Source organism: Parasediminibacterium schistidii (assembly GCF_046546515.1).
Lineage (GTDB): Bacteria > Bacteroidota > Bacteroidia > Chitinophagales > Chitinophagaceae > Parasediminibacterium.
The window spans coordinates 97,250-117,936 of sequence record NZ_JBKHKJ010000016.1 but is presented as its reverse complement, the minus strand read 5'-3'; the positions used below and the strand labels follow the sequence as shown (position 1 = coordinate 117,936).

General features: G+C 40.5%; 14 protein-coding genes. 11 read left to right on the top strand and 3 right to left on the bottom strand.

Annotated features, from left to right (window positions below; all coding sequences use genetic code 11):
* Window positions 1-17: 17 nt before the first annotated feature.
* Window positions 18-581 (bottom strand): ribosome recycling factor, encoded by a 564-nt coding sequence (gene frr, locus ACHFIY_RS10900; RefSeq protein ID WP_410846124.1) that lies wholly within the window; start codon window positions 579-581, stop codon window positions 18-20.
* Window positions 582-1,931: 1,350 nt separating this feature from the next.
* Here frr and ACHFIY_RS10895 point away from each other — a divergent pair.
* From ACHFIY_RS10895 to ACHFIY_RS10845, 11 genes are all read left to right on the top strand, one after another.
* Window positions 1,932-2,429, top strand: a complete 498-nt coding sequence (locus ACHFIY_RS10895; protein ID WP_410846123.1) for a hypothetical protein — start codon at window positions 1,932-1,934, stop codon at window positions 2,427-2,429.
* Between the two features lie 788 nt (window positions 2,430-3,217).
* Window positions 3,218-3,940 carry an ABC transporter permease subunit gene (locus ACHFIY_RS10890; RefSeq protein WP_410846122.1) on the top strand — a complete coding sequence of 241 codons (723 nt, stop codon included), beginning with the start codon at window positions 3,218-3,220 and terminating at the stop codon, window positions 3,938-3,940.
* 69 nt (window positions 3,941-4,009) lie between these two features.
* Window positions 4,010-4,237 carry a UPF0175 family protein gene (locus ACHFIY_RS10885; protein ID WP_410846121.1) on the top strand — a complete coding sequence of 76 codons (228 nt, stop codon included), beginning with the start codon at window positions 4,010-4,012 and terminating at the stop codon, window positions 4,235-4,237.
* On the top strand, window positions 4,230-4,685 hold the full coding sequence (locus ACHFIY_RS10880) for a PIN domain-containing protein (protein WP_489685640.1): 456 nt from the start codon (window positions 4,230-4,232) through the stop codon (window positions 4,683-4,685). The genes ACHFIY_RS10885 and ACHFIY_RS10880 overlap by 8 nt, the downstream gene beginning before the upstream one ends.
* A 62-nt stretch (window positions 4,686-4,747) precedes the next feature.
* Complete coding sequence (gene gldG, locus ACHFIY_RS10875) at window positions 4,748-6,493, top strand: gliding motility-associated ABC transporter substrate-binding protein GldG (protein WP_410846120.1); 1,746 nt, start codon at window positions 4,748-4,750, stop codon at window positions 6,491-6,493.
* A 45-nt stretch (window positions 6,494-6,538) separates the two neighbouring features.
* Complete coding sequence (locus ACHFIY_RS10870; RefSeq protein ID WP_410846119.1) at window positions 6,539-9,016, top strand: bifunctional UDP-N-acetylmuramoyl-tripeptide:D-alanyl-D-alanine ligase/alanine racemase; 2,478 nt, start codon at window positions 6,539-6,541, stop codon at window positions 9,014-9,016.
* A 600-nt stretch (window positions 9,017-9,616) separates the two neighbouring features.
* On the top strand, window positions 9,617-10,924 hold the full coding sequence (ilvA, locus tag ACHFIY_RS10865; RefSeq protein ID WP_410846118.1) for a threonine ammonia-lyase: 1,308 nt from the start codon (window positions 9,617-9,619) through the stop codon (window positions 10,922-10,924).
* Between the two features lie 159 nt (window positions 10,925-11,083).
* The gene (gene gltB / locus ACHFIY_RS10860; RefSeq protein WP_410846117.1) at window positions 11,084-15,613 is read left to right on the top strand and encodes a glutamate synthase large subunit; all 4,530 of its coding nucleotides are present in this window, start codon (window positions 11,084-11,086) and stop codon (window positions 15,611-15,613) included.
* A 42-nt stretch (window positions 15,614-15,655) separates the two neighbouring features.
* On the top strand, window positions 15,656-16,114 hold the full coding sequence (locus tag ACHFIY_RS10855) for a hypothetical protein (protein ID WP_410846116.1): 459 nt from the start codon (window positions 15,656-15,658) through the stop codon (window positions 16,112-16,114).
* A gap of 221 nt (window positions 16,115-16,335) precedes the next feature.
* The gene (locus ACHFIY_RS10850) at window positions 16,336-17,841 is read left to right on the top strand and encodes a glutamate synthase subunit beta (protein WP_410846115.1); all 1,506 of its coding nucleotides are present in this window, start codon (window positions 16,336-16,338) and stop codon (window positions 17,839-17,841) included.
* A 422-nt stretch (window positions 17,842-18,263) separates the two neighbouring features.
* Entirely contained in the window at window positions 18,264-18,455 is a 192-nt protein-coding gene (locus ACHFIY_RS10845; protein WP_410846114.1) for a GIY-YIG nuclease family protein, read from the top strand.
* A gap of 340 nt (window positions 18,456-18,795) precedes the next feature.
* Here ACHFIY_RS10845 and ACHFIY_RS10840 read toward each other — a convergent pair whose 3' ends face one another.
* Entirely contained in the window at window positions 18,796-19,248 is a 453-nt protein-coding gene (locus ACHFIY_RS10840) for a GNAT family N-acetyltransferase (protein ID WP_410846113.1), read from the bottom strand.
* A 259-nt stretch (window positions 19,249-19,507) separates the two neighbouring features.
* On the bottom strand, window positions 19,508-20,605 hold the full coding sequence (locus ACHFIY_RS10835; protein ID WP_410846112.1) for an Mrp/NBP35 family ATP-binding protein: 1,098 nt from the start codon (window positions 20,603-20,605) through the stop codon (window positions 19,508-19,510).
* Window positions 20,606-20,687 lie beyond the last annotated feature (82 nt).

Genomic DNA, 20,687 nt, shown 5'->3' with positions numbered 1-20,687 from the left:
CTTACTACTTATGACTACTATATCGTCATCATTTCTTTTTCCTTGGCAGCCAAATGTTTTTCTACCAGTGCAATAAATTTGTCCGTTATATCTTGTATTAATTTTTCGGTGCCTTTGGCAATGTCTTCGCTAAGGCCGTCTTTTTGTAGTTTTTTAATTTGCTCAATGCCGTCCCTGCGGATATTGCGGATGGCTATCTTGGCTTGCTCGCCCTCGCCACCTGCTTTTTTTACCATGTCTTTACGCCTTTCTTCTGTAAGCGGCGGCATAAACAAACGTATTTGCACGCCATCGTTTTGTGGCGTTACGCCAATATTAGCACCCATGATGGCACGGTCTATTTGTGCTAACATCTTCTTCTCCCACGGTTGTATGGTAAGCGTACGGGCATCCATAACTGTAATGTTGGCCACCTGTGCAATAGGCGTAGGCACATCATAATATTCCACGGTAATGCCATCTAGCATGTTAGGGCTTACTTTGCCTGCGCGTATTTTTACCAGTTCTGCTTCCAAGTGGTTGATGGCTTTTTTCATACTATCCTCTGTGTCTTCCAATATCAGGTCTATGTCTTCTTGCATGGCTTATTTCTTTTTGAATAGTGGCGAAAATAAGGAATGAAAAGATACAAAGGCAATACAGACTTTGAAGGGGTGCATTTCAAATCTTCACTTTTTATTGCCCTTTTTTATTTAGAAGAAGCTTTACTATTTGATTGTGAAAGCCCCCACCCTAGATCCTGGCCTCAGCTCAGCCCAACACCACCCCAACCCTATCCAAAGGGAGAGGGGGGCAAGAACAAGGGAAATGGAGCAAGAACAAACGAGGGAATAAGAAGAACTAAGTGAAGATTTGGAATGGCTTATTTTCTGCTTTTAAGTGATTTATTTTTTTGCTATTTCTCCTTTTTGCCTGTAATTAATTGATATTCAGTTGTTTGTGTTTTTTAAGCCTCATTTTTTATTATAATTTAAGTGAATTTTATGATAATGTATTGATAATGGAATGATAGTTTTACTATAGTAGATTGATGATTTATTGATAAGAAACTGATAAGATTTTGATGGTGGATTATCATTTTCCTAAGCCAACCAACATTCGAATCGGGAGGTAAGGCCAAAATGCCCCTATGCTCCTTTAATGTAAAATTGGCATGAATAGGTATATAGTCCAAAATGAAAATCCTATATGGGGGAAATATTCCCCCATGAGTATCCAAAATTTCCCCCATATAGGATACTTTTTAAACCTAGATTTTGCAGTTGAAAACAATAAAAAACTAAATTTTGAAATGCACTCCTATAAACGGGTGCATAAAACTTTTTCGCTTTGTCCGTATGCTCCTCAATCTATAAAAACCTTACCTTTGTTTAGAAATGAACTTAATACAAACTACTTGCAAAACTAGTGTCTTGGCATTCTAATCGTAGTTGTTTTTTTACTAATATTAAGATAGTTATAGTCCCAAAATTTAGTTTTGTATTTATAGCTGTAAAATACGCAGAAATACGCATAAATTATGCAAAAAATGAGCATAAAACACTCAAAAATAAAGCACAAAATACGCAGGAATCACTCACGAAAATTTGATGTTATTGTTGATAATCAATGGCTTACAAGTATGGCAACGATTTTTGAAAAAAGAAACAGTGTAATAATCCCACAAAAATGGCAAAACTGAAACTATTTTAATACAAAGCAAGATAAAAAATATATTATTAAAAATATGCAAATATTGTCCCCTTGCCCTGTTCTTGATATCTTTTCCTTTGGGTAACTTGTCCCGGTCTTTCGGTAGGGGTGAGGTTGGGCTAGTTTGATTTTTTAATAACTAAGCGAAAAACTTTCATTCACCCCCTATAAACTTATTCAGCCTAAACAGCTATTTTTGTTTTTATTATAAAATTTTTTTAACTGCTTTAATACTGAAAATGAAAAAGCTATTAATGGGTTCTTTTCTACTAACTGTATTTGCTGCCGCTATTACAATTATTCAAATGAGTAGCTGTCATAAGGCAATCGCTAATCCTGCTGTAAAAACTGATACCATAATAGTACACGACAGCGTTCAGTATTGCCCTAATGCGAAATTGAGCCTGACTGGTTTGTGGATTGGGTATTATACAACTACTGGGATGCCTTCTTCTGGGAACCAGTATTTCAGTTTTACAATTAAGCCTGATAGCACATTGGTAAATGAAACCATAGGTGCTAGTGTACAACACTTTAGTACTGGGAAATGGCAATTGCATGGTGACACTTTAATTAGTATTACTACTTGTATATATGGGATACAATCCAATATTGGAGTGAAAGAAAAGCATGTAGCATTATTTAATAAAAATACAGGTACACTTACCTCTGGAATTTGGCAAAATTACCCTACACCAACCGGAGGTGGTACTTTTGTTTTGACTAAAGTTAATTAATTGCTTCTTCTTCAACATTAAATAAGGGTTTGGGTACATGCCCAAACCCTTATTTAATGTTTTATCCTAATTAACCTACATAATAACTTTTAAAAAAAACTTTCACCATTTTCAAATAAGGCTTTCTTCACTTTGCTGACTTAACATTACTGTTTTGTGTCCTTAAAGTGAAAAGTTTGTCTTAATATAATTGCATTGTGTTTTTTGCGCAAAATCTTTGTGTTCTTTGGGGTTAAGTAATCTTTTAGAAATTAATTGGATTGGGGAAGGTTATTTAGGAAACGTGCCTATACAGATAATGCATGGCAATTTTTATTGTTTAAAAAATAAGAGTTCAATCCTTTTAGGTTTAGCCCTCAATTATAATTGTTTACCAAGTATGGCACCCGTGGCTACTATTGTTCAATCGTGATTGGAATTTTAAGCCATAATTGTTTTCAAAACTAATCAGTACCTCAAAAAAGAATTAGGCTGCTTTTTTCTCCTTTCCCCATTTTCTTTGTGCTTCTTCCTGTTTTTATGGCTTTGTGGCAAAAAACATATAGCCAATGTGGTTAAACCCGGATTTTGCAGTTGAAATCTATTGCAAGACTCAACTACTTCAAACACAAGCATTTGCTTGATTTTTTAGCCTTGCCATAGTTCACTATGTTTTCGACCAAAAATTCGGCTCAAATACTTGTATTTATTGCATTTGAGCCTTTCATAACGAAGTCAACTGCATAATCCGGGTTAAACAAAACATAATAATATACCCACAAATCCACAAGAAGATTATTTTTGAAGCCATGTGGATGATTTGTAAAAAAGAATGGCAGCAATTTTTCAGCAGCCTCACGGGCTACTTGGCCATTATTGTATTCCTTTTGCTCAATGGCTTGCTGCTCTTTGTGTTCCCAGACAGCAACCTGCTCGACTTTGGCTATGCCACCCTCGGCGGCTTTTTCAACACTACCCCTTTTATTTTATTGTTCCTAGTGCCTACCGTTACCATGCGCAGCATTGCCGACGAATACAAGGGCGGCACTTTTGAGATATTAAAAACATTGCCCTTGCGGCCGGCACAAATAGTAGGCGGCAAATTCTTTGGCTCCTTGTTGATTGTGGTAGCCGCATTGGTGCCAACGGTTATTTATGCCGTGTCTATACAGGCGTTAAGCAGCATTGGCGGCATTGATATGGGCGCAACAATCGGCAGCTATTTTGGTCTTGTATTTTTAGGGGCAGTTTACACCTCCGTGGGCATTTGTGCCAGCAGTTTTACTAACAATACAGTAGTTGCATTTATTGCTGGGGCATTTGTTTGTTTTTTACTATACAATGGGTTTGATGCCATCAGCAGGTTGCCTGTTTTCAAGGCAGGGGGAGATTATTATATAGAAATGCTGGGCATACACGCCCACTACCGAAGCATAAGCCGTGGCGTGGTAGATTTAAGGGACATGATTTATTTTGTTGGGTTGATTGTTTTGTTTTTGCTGGTTACGCAGAGGAATATTTTGAAGCGATAGAAGAAAGCATCTCCATTTTAGCCTAAAACATTGCCTATTATGGCTTTTTTAATTAGTTACCTTTGAACAATGAAAACATTAACACTCGACATACCGGATTCATTAGAAGTAAACAACAGGGACTTAGCTATGCTTGTTTCTACCCGTTTGTATGAGCAAGGTAAACTTTCACTCGGGCAAGCCGCAGAAGTAGCAGGTTTAACTAAACGCACTTTTGCAGAATTATTAGGCAGCTATGATGTTTCTATTTTTAATTTTCCTGCATCAGATTTATCAAGAGACGTAGCAAATGCGTAAAATCATCATTTCAGATACTAGTTGTTTTATCATTCTAGCAAATATTGGCGAGCTTACTCTTTTGCAAAAAGTGTATGGGCAAATTATAACTACACCTGATATAGCCAAGGAATATGGCGATGACCTTCCTGAATGGGTGGAACTTGCAACAGCTACTGACAAATACAGGCAACAAATTTTGGAAATGCAAATTGATAAAGGCGAATCAAGTGCTATAGCATTAGCACTCGAAATACCCGACTGTACAGTGATTTTAGATGATTATAAAGCAAGGAAAATAGCGGAAAAACTTGGAATTTCGCTTACAAGTACAATTGGTGTACTTGTTAAGGCAAAGTTAAAGGGGATAATCCCCTCCATTAAACCACTCCTGGAAAAAATAAAGAAGACTGATTTTAGGGTATCGCTAGAAATTGAGCTACTGGCACTAAAAGAAGCAAATGAATAGCATCTCCAAATGACAGATGACAATTCTTTTCTTTTAATCAGTAGTACACATTAAAAAACACCATGCAAAAATTATTGAATTATAAATATAGTTGGGCCCTAATGGTAGTGCTATTCATAGCAATAGTATATGCCGTCTCTTTTGTTTCCTACCGTTTGGACCTTACAGCAGAAAAACGTTTTAGCCTGAATGCTTCCACAAAAAAGCTGTTGAATAATGTGGATGATGTGGTAAAAGTGCAGGTATTCCTTACGGGCGACCTGCCAGTCGATTATAAAAAACTAAGCATTGCCACCAAAGATTTTCTAGACGAACTAAAACAAGTATCGAACAACAATATCCAAGTAAGCTTTGAAAAACCCGGCGAAGACTTAAAAGAGGATACTGCCAAGGCAATGTTGTACGATAGCCTTGCCAGGCTAGGCGTGGTGTTTGAGCGCAGCGAAGTAACCGAGAACAAGCACGAAAAGCAAACCAACCAATTAATCATCCCATCGGCATTGGTAAGCTACGGCGGCAAGCGGCCTGTTGCGGTGGATTTGCGGAGCAGCAAAAAAGTGTACAAGCAATTTAATGTGGTAAACGACATACCTCAGGAGGATGCCGAAGCCACACGCAATGCAGCCGAAGCCCTCTTGGAATTTAAGTTTGCCAATGCCATTGACAAACTTACCCGCACCACAGTACCTACCATTGCCTACACCATTGGCAATGGCGAGCCTATAGACCGCACAGTAAATGATTTGGGGGAAAGCCTGCGTACAGAGTATAAGCTCGGCGTATTTAACCTGAGGGAAGCATACCCGGACCCAGCTAAAATTGGGGCTTTGCTGATAGTAAAACCCACGAACCCTTTTAGCGATGAAGACAAACTGAAGCTAGATCAATATGTAATGAATGGCGGCAAAATAATCTGGTGCATAGATAAATTGCACGCAGAGCTAGATAGCTTAATGCGTAGCAAGAGTGAATATGTGGCTTATGACCGCAACCTGAATATTGATGACATACTTTTTAGGTATGGCGTACGCATCAATGGCGATTTGGTGCAGGATTTGAATTGCTCTAAACTACCCCTTGTTATTGGTTATAACCCCGACAAAAGCCCCCGGATGGAGCGTGTGCCTTGGCCTTATTACCCCTTGCTGGCAAGCACTAACAACAACCCTATTGCCAAAAATTTAGACAAGGTATTGCCCATATTCCCGTCAAGTATCGATACGGTAAAATCCCCCGGCATTGCTAAAACAATTTTACTAGCAACGGATAGCAATAGCCGAACACTGGCCACGCCTGCCTTGGTGAGCGCCAATAGTGTAAAAGACGAAAACGATTTTAGGAGTTTTACTAAAAGCTATATCCCAATAGCAGTGTTGTTGGAAGGAAAGTTTACATCTTTGTTTGCAAACAGGCTTACTAGCAATGTTACAGATTCTGTGCAAAAAGCAACTGGCAAACCTTTTGCTGCAATGTGTGTAAATGATAGCAAGCAAATAGTAATGTCTGATGCAGACATTGTTACCAATGCCATTACTGCTACCAATGGGCCGTTGGCCATGGGAGAGCTGCCATTTGAAAACTACCGTTTTGCAAACCGTGAGTTTTTGTTAAATTGCGTGGACTACTTGGTAAGCAACAATGGCATATTTGAAAGCAGGAACAAAGAATTTACCCTTCGCCTGCTGGATAAAAAAAAGTTGGAAGCCGAAAGGCTTACATGGCAATTGATTAATATAGCAGCACCGATAGGCTTGGTTATCTTGGCAGGTTTGTTGCTGCAATGGGCAAGGAAAAGAAAGTATGCTTAAATTATAGCCACTAAGGCACAAAAAAACAAAGAGGCACTAAGTATTTTGGATACAGTAAAGCAGATTGACACAAAGGCCAGCACAGGCCTGCCAGCATCAATAGAATATTTGGTGGTGGACAGCCGTAAAATCATCTTCCCTAAAACATCATTGTTTTTTGCCCTTACTGGACCCCGCAGGGACGGGCATTCTTTTGTCGGGGAGGCTTATCAGCGTGGCGTGCGCCATTTTGTGGTGAGCCAGCCCGTTGACGAAGCCTTGTACCCCGATGCAAATTTCCTAATCGTGAGCGATGTTTTAAAAATGATGCAGACCTTGGTGGGCATACACAGGGCAGGCTTCGACTATCCAGTAATAGGCATTACTGGCAGCAATGGAAAAACAATTGTTAAGGAATGGCTTTACCAACTGCTAAACCCAGATTACAATATTGTGCGCAGCCCCCGCAGCTACAATTCGCAGATAGGCGTGCCATTGAGCGTGTGGCAAATGAACAAGCAGCATACGCTAGGCATTTTTGAAGCGGGTATATCCACCTCTGGCGAGATGCCTGCCTTGGCAGCCATTATCCAGCCTACTATTGGCATTTTGACCAATATTGGCGAAGCCCATTCCGAAGGCTATTTAGACAATAAACAAAAAGCACTAGAGAAGCTACAGCTTTTTTCCTTGTGCAAGCACCTGATTTATTATATTGATTCTGTTGGCGAGGTTTTGGATATTGCGGCAAACAAGCATTTGCTTTTCCACCAAAAAATTGAATTGTTTTCCTGGGGTAGGGAGCAGCCAGCCACCTTGCGCATTATTGCCGAGCTGGAAGCTGGCACGAAAACCCAGGCCATGATGATGTACAAGGGCAAACCTTATACCGTAAATATCCCATTTACCGACAAGGCCTCGCTGGACAATGCCTATACCTGCATCAGTGCCATGCTGCTATTGGGAATACCTTTTGAAACCATACAAGCACGGGTGCAGCATCTGCAACACTTGGAAATGCGGCTGCAACTGAAAAAAGGCATCAACAATTGCCATGTATTAAACGATAGTTACAGCAACGACCTTTCTTCCCTTGGCCTTGCGCTGGATTACCTGCAACAGCAGGCTGGCAACAGCCCTACTACGGTAATACTGTCAGACATATTCCAAGCAGGCATACCAGACAGCGAACTATACCAATTGGTTGCAGAAGAACTAGAACAAAGGGACGTGAATCGGCTTATTGGTATTGGAAAAGGCATTGGCGAACAGCAGCATTTGTTCCATGCCTTGCCCAGCAAAGAATTTTACCCCACAACAGAAGATTTTTTGCAAATACACCCAGACCATCCTGTAGCACTGTTTAAGGATGAATATATTTTGTTGAAAGGCGCAAGACCTTTTGCCTTTGAGCGCATCAACCAATGGCTGGAGGAAAAAGTACACCAAACCGTGATGGAGATAAACCTCACGGCCATGGCGCACAACCTGAAACAATACCAGCAAAAACTACTGCCCACCACCAAGCTAATGGCCATGGTGAAGGCATTTAGCTATGGCAGCGGCAGCCTAGAAGTAGCAAGGGTATTACAGTTCCACAAGGTAGATTACCTAGCCGTGGCTTATACCGATGAAGGTGTGGAGTTAAGAAAAGGTGGCATTTCACTACCAATCATGGTGATGAATGCCGAAAGGGCTGGCTTTGATGCCCTTATAGAACATAGCCTAGAGCCCGAGATTTACTCTTTTGCGCTTTACAACCAATTCCATGAGTACCTTTTAAATGAGGGAATCAGCAAGTTCCCCGTTCATATAAAGGTAAACACGGGCATGAACCGCCTAGGTTTTGAGCCAGAAGAAATACCTGTGCTAATCAAACAATTGGCTTTGCACAGCACCATGGCCGTAAAAAGCATTTTTAGCCACTTGGTAGGCAGCGAAGCGGCCGAACACGATGGGTTTACACAGCACCAAGCTAGTTTGTTTATCCAAGCTGCCGATGTTTTACAATCGGTATTGCCCTACACATTCATGCGGCATATTGCCAATTCATCGGGCATTTTCCGCCACCCACATTTGCAGTATGACATGGTAAGGCTAGGCATTGGCTTGTATGGGGTAGATAGTGCCAAAAGCACCGATATACACTTGCAGCCTGTGGCTACTCTAAAAAGCACCATTGCACAGATAAGGCATGTAAAAGCAAACGACACCATTGGCTACAACCGCCGTGGCAAACTAGATAGGGATAGCATTATAGGCACTATCCGCATTGGCTATGCCGATGGCTTTAGCAGAAAACTCGGCAATGGCGTGGGCAAAGTGTACTTGCATGGCCAGCTTGCCCCTGTGGTAGGCAGCGTATGCATGGATATGCTGATGGTAGACCTAACCGACATACCCGATGCAAAAGAAGGCGACACCGTGGAAATTTTTGGCAGCCACCTGCCTATACAGCAAGTAGCCGAATGGGAAGGCACGATTGCCTATGAAATAATGACCGGCATTAGCCAACGGGTGAAAAGGGTGTATGTGGAGGAGTAGGGTAAATTATAAACTACTTAATTTTCACTTAAAATTTTGAGGGCATAATTTGGGGTTAGCTTTTTTTTCTTAGTGCTACTTCGAGATCTCAAGCTTTTGTGGAAAAAAAATATTAGCAGAAAAAAATAAGAGCAAAAACCTTCATATCTGCACTTTTGGATATTCCTCCAGCATTTTGTATATTCGCCTTATGGATTTAACCTATTCAACCATACAATTAAGCAATTCCTGTTTGCCCCATTTGCCCCCCGTGGAATTAAAACACTGGTGGATACAAGGGCTTTAATGCTAATGTATCCCTGAATCCATCGCCTTCCAATTGGCTTTAGAAAAATTGGACAGGCGGCCACTATTGCAAATGGCACATCGCATTTTTGCCTTATTTTGGTTCTATAAGGGTAGATTTTGAAACCCATTTTGTTTTGTAGTTGCTTTGGTTATTGACAATGAAACTTTGCTAGGCGCAGTGCCTATGGAGGACATGGATTTGGTAGTGTATCCTGCCACCCAAAAATTAATGACCAACCCATTGCATGTCAATAAGCCAAGTTGTATAATTAAGAAATATGTGGTGAGCAGAAACAAATAATAAAATAATTAATGCCCGAAGAAAAACAAAATAGCATCTCACAACCAACCAACTCACCCACCAGCGAAAAACCTTCATTCGATTTCGCTGCATCCAGCAGGCGATTGGCAAATGTGGTCATAAAAACACCATTACAATACAATGAAAATTTGTCGCGGAGGTATGCGTGCAGCGTTTACCTAAAGCGGGAAGATTTACAGGTAGCCCGTTCTTACAAATTACGTGGGGCGTATAATATGATGAGCAGCTTGCCTATGCAGCAGTTGAACTTAGGGGTGGTGTGTGCAAGCGCGGGCAACCATGCCCAGGGCGTGGCTTACAGTTGCAGCCATTTAGGTGTAAAAGGTGTCATATTTATGCCTACCAGTACGCCCAAACAAAAAATACTACAAACCAAAATGTTTGGCGGCAATAGTATAGAGGTGAAACTGATAGGCGACACATTCGATGATTGTTCCATTGCCGCAAAGCAATATAAGGAAGCCCATAATATGGTTTTTATCCCTGCATTTGATGATGAAAGGATTATTGAAGGACAGGGTACGGTAGGGGTGGAGATATTGGAACAGGCTTTGGCAAAGGGAGAACCATTGATTGATTATGTCTTTATACCCGTAGGTGGCGGTGGGCTAAGCGCAGGTATTGGTAGTTATTTTAAAAAAGCCTCGCCACAAACAAAAATAATAGGGCTGGAACCGGAAGGCGCACCATCAATGGTAAAAGCTTTGGAAGCGGGTCAACCAGTAACACTGGGTAAAATAGATAGGTTTGTAGACGGGGCTGCCGTTAAACGCATTGGAGATGTTACTTTCCCTATATGCAAGGCGGTAATTGATGAAATGCACTTGGTAGCCGAAGGCAAAATTTGTACTACTATTTTGCAATTGTATAATGAAGATGCTATTGTAGTAGAGCCAGCAGGCGCATTGGCAGTGGCTTGCTTGGATGAATTTGCCGAGCAAATAAAAGGAAAGAAAGTAGTTTGCGTGGTAAGTGGCGGCAACAATGATATAGACAGAATGCCAGAGATAAAAGAGCGTAGCCTGCTGTATGAGGGATTGAAATATTACTTCTTAATCAGTTTTGCACAACGTCCTGGTGCATTGCGTGAGTTTTTAAATGATGTATTGGGGCCAGATGACGATATTACCCGTTTTGAATACATACAAAAAACCAACAAGGAGTCGGGGCCTGCGTTGGTAGGTATAGAGCTGCTAAAGCGTACTGATTATAATGGGTTGATAGAAAGGATGAAAAAATGCAATATAGATTTCTCGGAAATTAATAGAGACGATACCCTCTATGGGTACTTGGTGTAAAACCTTTATTTCCTTCGTGCAGCTTCGAGCCTTTGTGTCTTCGTGGCTAGTAATAAATTTTCTATTGTAAAAAGATTTTCTCAATTATCTTTGGGAGCTAACGCATTGCCTGCTCTTGAACCGGAGATTTTTATTTGTTTACTTTTTAATTGAATCCTGATGGCAAACACTACAGGTCTTTATGACCCATCTTTTGAACATGACGCATGTGGTATTGGTTTTGTTGCAAATATAAAAGGCAGCAAATCACACCAAATTATAGGCGACGCGTTAACCATTCTGGAAAATATGGAGCACCGCGGGGCTTGCGGATGTGAAAATAATACGGGTGATGGTGCGGGTATCATGATACAAACTACGCACGAGTTTTTCTTTGACGAATGTGTGAAAATGGGCGTGCATTTGCCTGTATTCGGCAGGTATGGTGTAGGCGTATTGTTTTTTCCAAAAGACATGCGTTTGAGGGAAGAATGCAGGGCAATATTCAGCCGTTGCGTAGAAAAATTTGGCTTTGAAATATTGGCTTACAGGAAAGTGCCTGTAAACCGCAATGACATTGGCCCTACTGCATTGTCAGTTGAGCCTGAAATTGAGCAAGTATTTATCGCTTGTCCAGACCATATCCGTGATTCAGATGCTTTTGAAAGAAAGCTTTTTGTGCTGCGCAACTATGCTAGTCACACCATTAATAATACGACTAAAAAAGACCCTGTCGGGTTCTATATAGCTTCTTTGTCTTACAAAACTGTTGTTTATAAAGGGCAATTGACAAGCAATCAGGTACGTGGTTACTTCCCTGACTTAGGTGATAAAAGAATGGTAAGTGCCTATGGCCTTATCCACTCCCGTTTTGCTACCAATACATTCCCTTCATGGAAATTGGCGCAACCTTTCCGTTATATAGCCCACAATGGTGAAATCAATACTGTAAAAGGCAATGTAAACTGGCTTAAAACGGCTGAAAGCCATTTCTTCTCCCCTTTCTTCTCCAAGGAAGAAATGGATATGCTTTCTCCTATCATTTTTGAAGGGCAATCAGATAGTGCTTGCTTAGACAATGTAATAGAATTATTGACTCTTTGCGGCCGTTCATTGCCACATGTAATGATGATGCTAGTACCTGAAGCATGGGACAATGAAGAAAAAATGGATCCTATTAAAAAGGCATTCTATGAATTTCATGCTACCTTCCAGGAACCTTGGGATGGGCCAGCTTCTATTTCATTTACAGATGGCAAAATAATTGGTGCTACCCTTGATCGTAACGGTCTTCGTCCTTCAAGGTATTGTGTTACTAACGACGACCGTGTAATCATGGCTTCAGAGTCAGGCGTATTACCTGTAGATCCAGCAACAATTATTGCAAATGGTAGGTTACAACCAGGCAAAATGTTTGTTGTAAACATGGAAGAAGGCAGGATTATCAGCGATGATGAACTGAAAGAAACCATCTGTTCACAAAAACCTTATGGCGAATGGTTGAATAAATATAAAATTAGGTTGGAAGAATTACCAGAACCAAGGGTATCTTTCACCCATTTGGAGCATGATCAAATATTCAAATACCAAAAAGCGTTTGGTTATACAACCGAAGACTTGGAAAGCATTATTGCCCCAATGGCTTTGGATGGCAAGGAACCAATTGGCTCCATGGGTACGGATGTGCCACTAGCTATTTTGAGCGACCAACCGCAAAACTTGTGTAGCTATTTTAAACAATTATTTGCACAGGTAACCAACCCACCAATTGACCCCATCAGGGAAAGGTTGGTAATGAGCCTTGCTTGCTTTGCAGGCTGCAATGGCAATTTATTGGTTGAAGACCCATTGGCTTGCCACAGTGTTGCCCTAAAGCACCCTATTTTAAACAACCATGAGTTGGAGAAAATTAGGAGTATTGATACTGGTATTTTCCAGGCAAAAACTTTGCAAACCTATTTCAGGGCAGATGGCAAACCAGGTTCTTTGGAAAAGGGGTTGGTTAGGCTTTGCCATTATGCAACCGATGCCGTAGAAGATGGCTTTGAGGTAATTATACTAAGCGACAGGGCTATTGACAGTGAACATGCACCAATACCTTCTTTGCTGGCCGTGGCTGCTGTGCACCACCATTTAATCAGGAAAAACTATCGTGGACAGGTAGGGCTAATTGTAGAAGCAGGTGATGTATGGGAAGTACACCATTTTGCATGTTTATTGGCGTTTGGTGCTACTGCCATTAATCCATATATGGCACTCTCTACCATCCGTGACTTGAAATTTGAAGGCAAGCTCGATACTACTTTAGACGTTGACTATTTAAAGAAAAATTACATAAAAGCCGTTTGCGAAGGTCTGTACAAGGTATTCTCTAAAATGGGTATTTCTACTTTACAGTCTTATCAAGGGGCTCAAATTTTTGAAATTGTAGGTTTAAACCAAGAAGTTGTTGACCGTTATTTTACAGGTGCAACTTCTAGGATTGAAGGCATGGGATTAGATGAAATAGCGAAAGAAGCATTGGCTAAGCACCAGTTTGCATTCAGCAAAAAAGATATTCCCGTTGAACGCTTGCCGGTGGGCGGTGTGTATCAATGGAAACGTAAAGGTGAATTCCATTTGTTCAATCCGCAAACCATCCACTTGTTGCAATTTGCTACAAGCAGGAATGATTATGCAACCTTTAAGAAGTATTCAAAAGCCGTAAACGATCAAAGTGATAAAGCGTGTACGCTAAGAAGTTTGCTTGACTTTAAACATAATAAACCTTCTATCCCACTAAGCGAGGTAGAACCAGCTGAAAATATTTATAAACGTTTTGCTACGGGGGCAATGAGTTTTGGCTCTATTTCCCATGAAGCACACAGCACATTAGCCATTGCCATGAACCGTCTGGGCGGCAAGAGCAACACGGGTGAAGGTGGTGAGGATGAAATACGCTTTGAACGTTTGCCAAACGGAGATAGTATGCGTAGTGCCATCAAGCAAGTAGCTTCTGCCCGTTTTGGTGTTACTAGCTTATATTTGACCGAAGCAGATGAGTTACAAATTAAAATGGCTCAAGGTGCTAAACCAGGTGAAGGTGGTCAATTACCAGGCGATAAGGTGGATGACTGGATTGGACGTGTGCGCCACTCTACACCAGGTGTTGGTTTGATTTCTCCGCCACCGCATCATGATATATATTCTATTGAAGATTTGGCTCAATTGATATTCGATTTGAAAAATGCCAACCGTACAGCAAGGATTAGTGTAAAACTTGTTTCTAAAGCAGGCGTAGGTACAATTGCCGCAGGTGTTACGAAAGCAAAAGCAGATGTGGTACTGATTGCTGGTAATGATGGTGGTACAGGTGCATCGCCAGTTAGTTCTATCAAGCATGCTGGTTTGCCTTGGGAACTTGGTTTAGCGGAAACACACCAGACACTGGTTAAAAATAAACTTCGTAGCCGTGTAGTTGTTCAGGCTGATGGGCAAATGAAAACAGGTAGGGATATCGCTATTGCTACTTTGTTGGGTGCTGAGGAATGGGGTGTAGCTACTGCTGCCTTGGTAGTAGAAGGTTGTATCATGATGCGTAAATGCCACATGAACACATGCCCTGTTGGTGTTGCAACGCAAGATCCTGAATTACGTAAGCGCTTTAAAGGTGACCCTGACCACGTAATTAATTTCTTTAAATTCATGGTAGAGGAACTAAGAGAGATAATGGCAGAATTGGGCTTCAGGACGGTGAACGAAATGGTTGGTCAAGCTGATTATTTGCAACAGAAAGAAAATATTACCCATTGGAAATATAGCAAAGTTGATTTGTCGCCAATATTGTTCAGGGAGCCAGCAAATGAATATGTAGGCTTATACAATACAGAAGAGCAAGACCATATGATGGCCGATATACTAGATTGGAAATTGCTGGAAGCTGCACAACCTGCATTATTAAATCAAGATAAAGTAACTGGAACATTCCCTATAAGGAATATTGATAGAACAGTAGGTACTGTTGTATCAAATGAAATATCTAAACGCTATCGCTCGCTTGGTTTGGCACCAGGTACCATTCACTTTAAATTCAATGGTACTGCCGGACAAAGTTTTGGGGCTTTTAATACGAAGGGTGTTACTTTGGAATTAGAAGGCGATGCAAACGATTACTTTGGTAAAGGCCTTAGCGGGGCAAGGTTGATTGTTTATCCTTCAAAAAGGTCAACATTTGTTCCAGAGGAAAATAGCATTATCGGTAACGTAGCCTTTTATGGTGCTACAGACGGTGAAGCTTTTGTAAGGGGTAAAGCGGGCGAACGTTTTGCAGTACGAAATTCTGGTGCCAATGTAGTTGTTGAAGGTGTTGGTGACCATGGTTGCGAATATATGACTGGCGGCAGGGTAATTATATTGGGAGATACAGGCAGAAACTTTGCAGCAGGTATGAGCGGTGGTATTGCGTATGTATATGACGTGAAAGGAACATTCGCAGGTACTTGTAACATGGAAATGATAGACCTTGACCCTGTTGTAAATACGGAAGACATCGAAGAATTGAAAGTGATGATTACCAAGCACTTCCAATTGACAGGTAGTTCTGTTGCCAAGTTTGTTCTGGACGATTTTGAAAACCAGTTGAAAAACTTTGTAAAAGTGTTCCCTAAAGATTATAAAAAGGTATTGCTTAGCAAGAAGCTAGCTTCAAAGGGTGAGGCAGCTTCTAAGTAGAAAATGGGAGTATATTTTAAATTAAAAACTAAAACTTTAAAAATGAGAAAAGTATGGATGGCTTCGGCAGTGTTAACCACATTTGCGTTAAGTATATTATTGTTTGAAAGTACTAGTTGCAATAAAACAACGGCACAGCAAACAGTTATAAGGGATACAATTGTTGTCAGGGATACTGTAATTCCAGCAACTTGTGATATTAGGGGTACTTATTATGCTACGGGTACATCTGTTACAGGTGCAAGTAGCTCGTCAAATTACATATTGAAAGATAATAATTTTGTAGTCAGTAGTGCTACCTCATCAGCAACAAGCCCTACAGTAACCTTTGGTGGATATAGAAATACTTGCGATAGTGTTTTTTTGTCTTTATATTCTACAAGTAATTCTTGTTATTATTTGTTAAAAGGTAAATTGATAAACAACGGAAAAACAGTTAGTGGTACATTTCAAAATTTAACCACTACTTCTGATTATGGAACTTTTATTATGAGTAGGTAATTTTTTTTGGCTTTTGGTTTTATTAAACTGTAAAGTAAATAAACTGTAAAATTATGTCCTTGCTCTTATCGGGACTTGACTTCCTTTCCCTTAGGATAGGGAGGATAGGTTTAAAACTGGCTTTGACTTAATGGCAAAAAAGTAAAGACGATGATTTCCCCCCTTTAGGGGATGGGGGTATTAAATAACAAATAAATATTACCCGTTAGGGGCAATGGCTTATGGGCAAACCAACAGGATTTTTAGAGTTTACGAGGACCTTACCTGCAAAACGTTCTGTAGAAGAGAGAAAAGGCGACTATAAAGAATTTGTATTGCCTTATACGGAAAAGGAACTTGGGCATCAATCTGCTCGTTGCATGAACTGCGGCGTACCTTTTTGTCATAGTGGCTGCCCTTTGGGCAATGTAATACCAGAATTTAATGATGCCGTATATGATGGTAACTTTAAAGAGGCTTACGAAATATTGATCAGTACGAATAACTTCCCTGAATTTACCGGTAGGATTTGTCCTGCACCATGCGAAAGTGCATGTGTGTTAGGTATCAACCAGCCGCCTGTAGCTATTGAGGAAATTGAAAAGCATATTATAGAAATTGCCTTTAGCAAAAATTTTGTACAGCCACGCAAACCAAATTTGCGTACTGGTAAAAAAGTAGCTGTAATTGGTAGTGGACCAGCTGGTTTAGCTGCTGCTGCTCAATTAAACTATGCCGGGCATACAGTAACCGTTTTTGAAAGGGATGATAAACCGGGTGGTTTGCTTCGTTACGGTATACCAGATTTTAAGTTGGAAAAATCAGTAGTAGAAAGGCGTATTGCATTGATGGAAGAAGAAGGGATCACCTTTAAATGCCATGCCAACGTAGGTGTAAACGTACAAGTAGGCGATTTACTTAGGGAATACAATGCCTTGATTTTGGCAGGTGGTTCTACCGTTCCGAGGGATTTGCCAGTACCTGGTCGTGAATTGGAAGGTGTATATTATGCAATGCAATTCCTAAAGCAAAATAATAAAGCGGTATCGGGTATAGATTTGCATGCTTATGCCGATATAGAAAGTAATATTTACGCAAAAGAACTAAAAGCTACGGGCAAAAATGTAGTCGTAATAGGTGGTGGCGATACCGGTAGCGATTGTGTAGGCACAAGCAATCGTCATGGGGCTACAACGGTAACCCAATTTGAATTGATGCCTAAACCTGCATCAGATAGAACACCGCATATGCCTTGGCCTACTTATCCAATGGTACTAAAAACAACTTCTTCTCATGAAGAAGGGGCGCACAGGCATTGGGCTATAGCAACTAAAGAATTTGTTGGTGATGGTAATGGTAAACTAAAAGCAGTGAAAGTAGTTGACCTTGAATGGAAGATAACAGACGATGGCCGCCCTGCTCACTTTGTAGAAGTAGCGGGCAGCGAAAGGGAAATTCCTTGCGAATTGGCTTTGCTGGCCATGGGTTTTTTGCACCCACAAAAAGAAGGCATGCTGGAACAGCTAGATATTGAAATAGACAATAGGGGCAACGTGAAAGCATCTGAAAAAGGATACCAAACAAGTATTGCCAAGGTATTCACTGCCGGGGATATGCGTCGTGGCCAAAGCTTAGTAGTTTGGGCCATTAGCGAAGGCAGGGAGTGTGCCAGGAAAGTAGATGAATTTTTGATGGGGCATTCTATACTGGAAGCCAAAGACCATTCTATTTTGGAAGCAATGCTTTGATAAATAGGCTCGCATGATAATAAAAGAGGCTGTGTCATTTTTTTGATACATCCTCTTTTGTTTTTAAGGCAACAAATAATGTTTCAGCAATGACATCTATGAGATTGATTTATAGTGTATCTGAGATAGACGAATAGGTTTTAAAATTATGAAATCCCGAGTCTAGTGAACGTCATTGCCAGGCACGAAGCAATCTACGGCCCCATTAATTAAGCTGCCTAAATTTTGTGGAGCAGGTTTAGTTTGCTTCGTTCCTCGCAATGCCTCGCAATGACGGGGATGCAGAAAGCGACTGGGGAACGGTTAAATAAATGTCTTGCCAAGAATAATGCACCTCTTTTTTTCTGTTTCCTCATATGGTACATTCACAATGAAGTTAACAGGTTTTGGATAGACTTAATAATCAATAAATTATATATATCATGCAAAGAGGTGGCTGCGTGTACATGATGGCTAACCATACCAATAGTACTATTTATATTGGTGTTAGCAGCAACTTGATAAAAAGAGTACAAGAACATAAAAGTAAAACATACGAACATGGTTTTACTTCAAAATACAATTGCACAAAATTGGTCTATTACCAATTTTCTCTTCTATTGAGCAAGCAATAGCAGAAGAAAAACGACTAAAAGGAGGCAATAGAAAACAGAAAGAGAATTTAATACAATTAATGAATCCCGATTGGAAAGATTTGTTTGATTTATTATTAGAAAATTGACAAAGAGATATTTTTTTAGTTTTTTTAATAACAAAATTTGCTTTCATTGTCATTAGATAAATAAGAAATCTCGAATTTAGTGAGCGTCATTGCGAGGAACGAAGCAAACTGAATCTACTCACCGACAATCGGACTCCCTAAATTTTGTAGGTCAGTTTGCTTCGTGCCTCGCAATGACGGGGATGCAGAAAGCGGATTGGAAATGGCAAAGCCATTTTAAAAGGGCAACCAAATCATATTTTTGCTTTCACCATTATATATTTCACATCCGTTTTTTCTAAAATTACAAAACCCAGCCTTTCATACAATTGCCTTGCCTTGGTGTTTATTTGCAGTACTTCTAGTTGTACTGCTTTTTTATCTATACCAGCTTTGTCTAGTATATTGTTAAGTATCCTCGTTCCAATACCTTTCTGCTGATAGGCTGCTTCTATCAATATATTAAAGATGTGTACAGTGGTTTCGGTTTCTACCGTTTCTATATAGCCAATGGCTGTATTGTTTGCTTGGATAATTAAGATACGGGTTGGACCAAAACTTTCACTATGAAAATTATATTGGTAAGCATCATCCCATCCCCATACTTCCTCGATATATTGCCTTAAAGCGTTTGTTTTAATGCGGAGCGTCAAAGCAAAATCATCTTTTGTTGCTGCCCTGTAAGATATGTTTGATGTTGTGGGCATAGCAGCCAATTTATTTTAAAAATATAAGCCATATTGCCATAAAGCCTCAAAATGTCATGAGGAGATAAAGGGTTCTACTCAGGTACAAGTTTGGTTAATCTGCCACGAAGGCACGAAGACACAAAGATACACAAAGGTTTAAAGGAAGAATAAGAAAAGAAAAAAGAAAAAGAAGAAAATTTATTTTATCGATACGTTTTAACTTTCTTTTTCTTTGTACCCCTTTGTGTTTTCGTGTCTTTGTGGCTAATCACCCCCATTAAGCAGTTACTACTTCCACCAGCTTCGTTTGTGGCATACTTGCATTGCGCATGGCAATGTTCCGAACGGCAGTTGCCGTAACATACCTAAATGCTTTTTGCGATACCGTATCATTGCCAACCATGGCAGGCACGCCTTCGTCCCCACCTTCCCTGATGCTTTGCACCAATGGTATTTGCCCAAGGAATGGCAAGTCGTATTCATCTGCAAGCCTTTTGCCGCCCTCCTTGCCAAACAAATAATATTTGTTTTCAGGCAATTCTGCAGGGGTAAAATAGGCCATGTTTTCTACCAGCCCTATAATAGGCACGTTTATCTGTGCTTGCCCAAACATGGCAATCCCTTTTTTTGCATCGGCAAGTGCCACGCTTTGTGGGGTTGTTACAATCACAACGCCGGTTACTGGCACAGTTTGCATCAAAGTAAGGTGTATATCGCCTGTGCCAGGCGGCATGTCTATTATCAGGTAATCCAATTCGCCCCAATCAACATCTGTTACAAATTGGCGGATAGCACTGCTAGCCATTGGACCACGCCAAACAACTGCATTTTTTTCATCTACCAATAAGCCAATGCTCATAAGTTTGATGCCATATTTGTTTAGTGGCATAATCATCCCTTTGCCATTTACATCTTTCATCATTGGCCTTTCGCCTCTTACGCCAAACATGATGGGTACGCTTGGACCGTATATATCTGCATCCATCAGGCCAACAGATGCGCCACCTTCGGAAAGTGCAAGAGCCAAATTGGCAGCCAGCGTGCTTTTGCCTACGCCGCCTTTGCCGCTTACAACGGCTATAATGTTTTTTACGCCCCCTAATATTAGCTTGGAATCTTTACGGTTACTGGTGGTATTAGAAGTGAAATTCACGGTTACTATTGCCTCTTTGTTTACAAGCAATTTCACGGCGTTTTCGCTAGCACGGCTCATCATGTCTTTCATGGGGCAGGCTGGCGTGGTTAAAACAATCGTAAATGAAACATGGTTGCCATCAATCACAATATCCTTCACCATGTTTAAAGTAACAAGGTCTTTGCCTAAATCAGGTTCCTGTACATTGCTCAATGCACTTAAAATAGCGGCTTCTGTCATCACGAAGTTTTTGTTAAAAAAGAGAATTGGCTGTAAAAGTAACCCGTCAGCACCTTACTTTGTTGCGAAATGTGAAACTGGT

What these genes read in the sequence shown, in the direction of transcription:
- ACHFIY_RS10835 (WP_410846112.1), bottom strand. Translation starts at nt 20,605, where the DNA reads ATGACAGAAGCCGCTATTTTAAGTGCATTGAGCAATGTACAGGAACCT.
- ACHFIY_RS10880 (WP_489685640.1), top strand. Translation starts at nt 4,230, where the DNA reads ATGCGTAAAATCATCATTTCAGATACTAGTTGTTTTATCATTCTAGCA.
- frr (WP_410846124.1), bottom strand. Translation starts at nt 581, where the DNA reads ATGCAAGAAGACATAGACCTGATATTGGAAGACACAGAGGATAGTATG.
- ilvA (WP_410846118.1), top strand. Translation starts at nt 9,617, where the DNA reads ATGCCCGAAGAAAAACAAAATAGCATCTCACAACCAACCAACTCACCC.
- ACHFIY_RS10850 (WP_410846115.1), top strand. Translation starts at nt 16,336, where the DNA reads ATGGGCAAACCAACAGGATTTTTAGAGTTTACGAGGACCTTACCTGCA.
- ACHFIY_RS10855 (WP_410846116.1), top strand. Translation starts at nt 15,656, where the DNA reads ATGAGAAAAGTATGGATGGCTTCGGCAGTGTTAACCACATTTGCGTTA.
- ACHFIY_RS10890 (WP_410846122.1), top strand. Translation starts at nt 3,218, where the DNA reads ATGTGGATGATTTGTAAAAAAGAATGGCAGCAATTTTTCAGCAGCCTC.
- ACHFIY_RS10885 (WP_410846121.1), top strand. Translation starts at nt 4,010, where the DNA reads ATGAAAACATTAACACTCGACATACCGGATTCATTAGAAGTAAACAAC.
- ACHFIY_RS10840 (WP_410846113.1), bottom strand. Translation starts at nt 19,248, where the DNA reads ATGCCCACAACATCAAACATATCTTACAGGGCAGCAACAAAAGATGAT.
- gldG (WP_410846120.1), top strand. Translation starts at nt 4,748, where the DNA reads ATGCAAAAATTATTGAATTATAAATATAGTTGGGCCCTAATGGTAGTG.
- gltB (WP_410846117.1), top strand. Translation starts at nt 11,084, where the DNA reads ATGGCAAACACTACAGGTCTTTATGACCCATCTTTTGAACATGACGCA.
- ACHFIY_RS10895 (WP_410846123.1), top strand. Translation starts at nt 1,932, where the DNA reads ATGAAAAAGCTATTAATGGGTTCTTTTCTACTAACTGTATTTGCTGCC.
- ACHFIY_RS10845 (WP_410846114.1), top strand. Translation starts at nt 18,264, where the DNA reads ATGCAAAGAGGTGGCTGCGTGTACATGATGGCTAACCATACCAATAGT.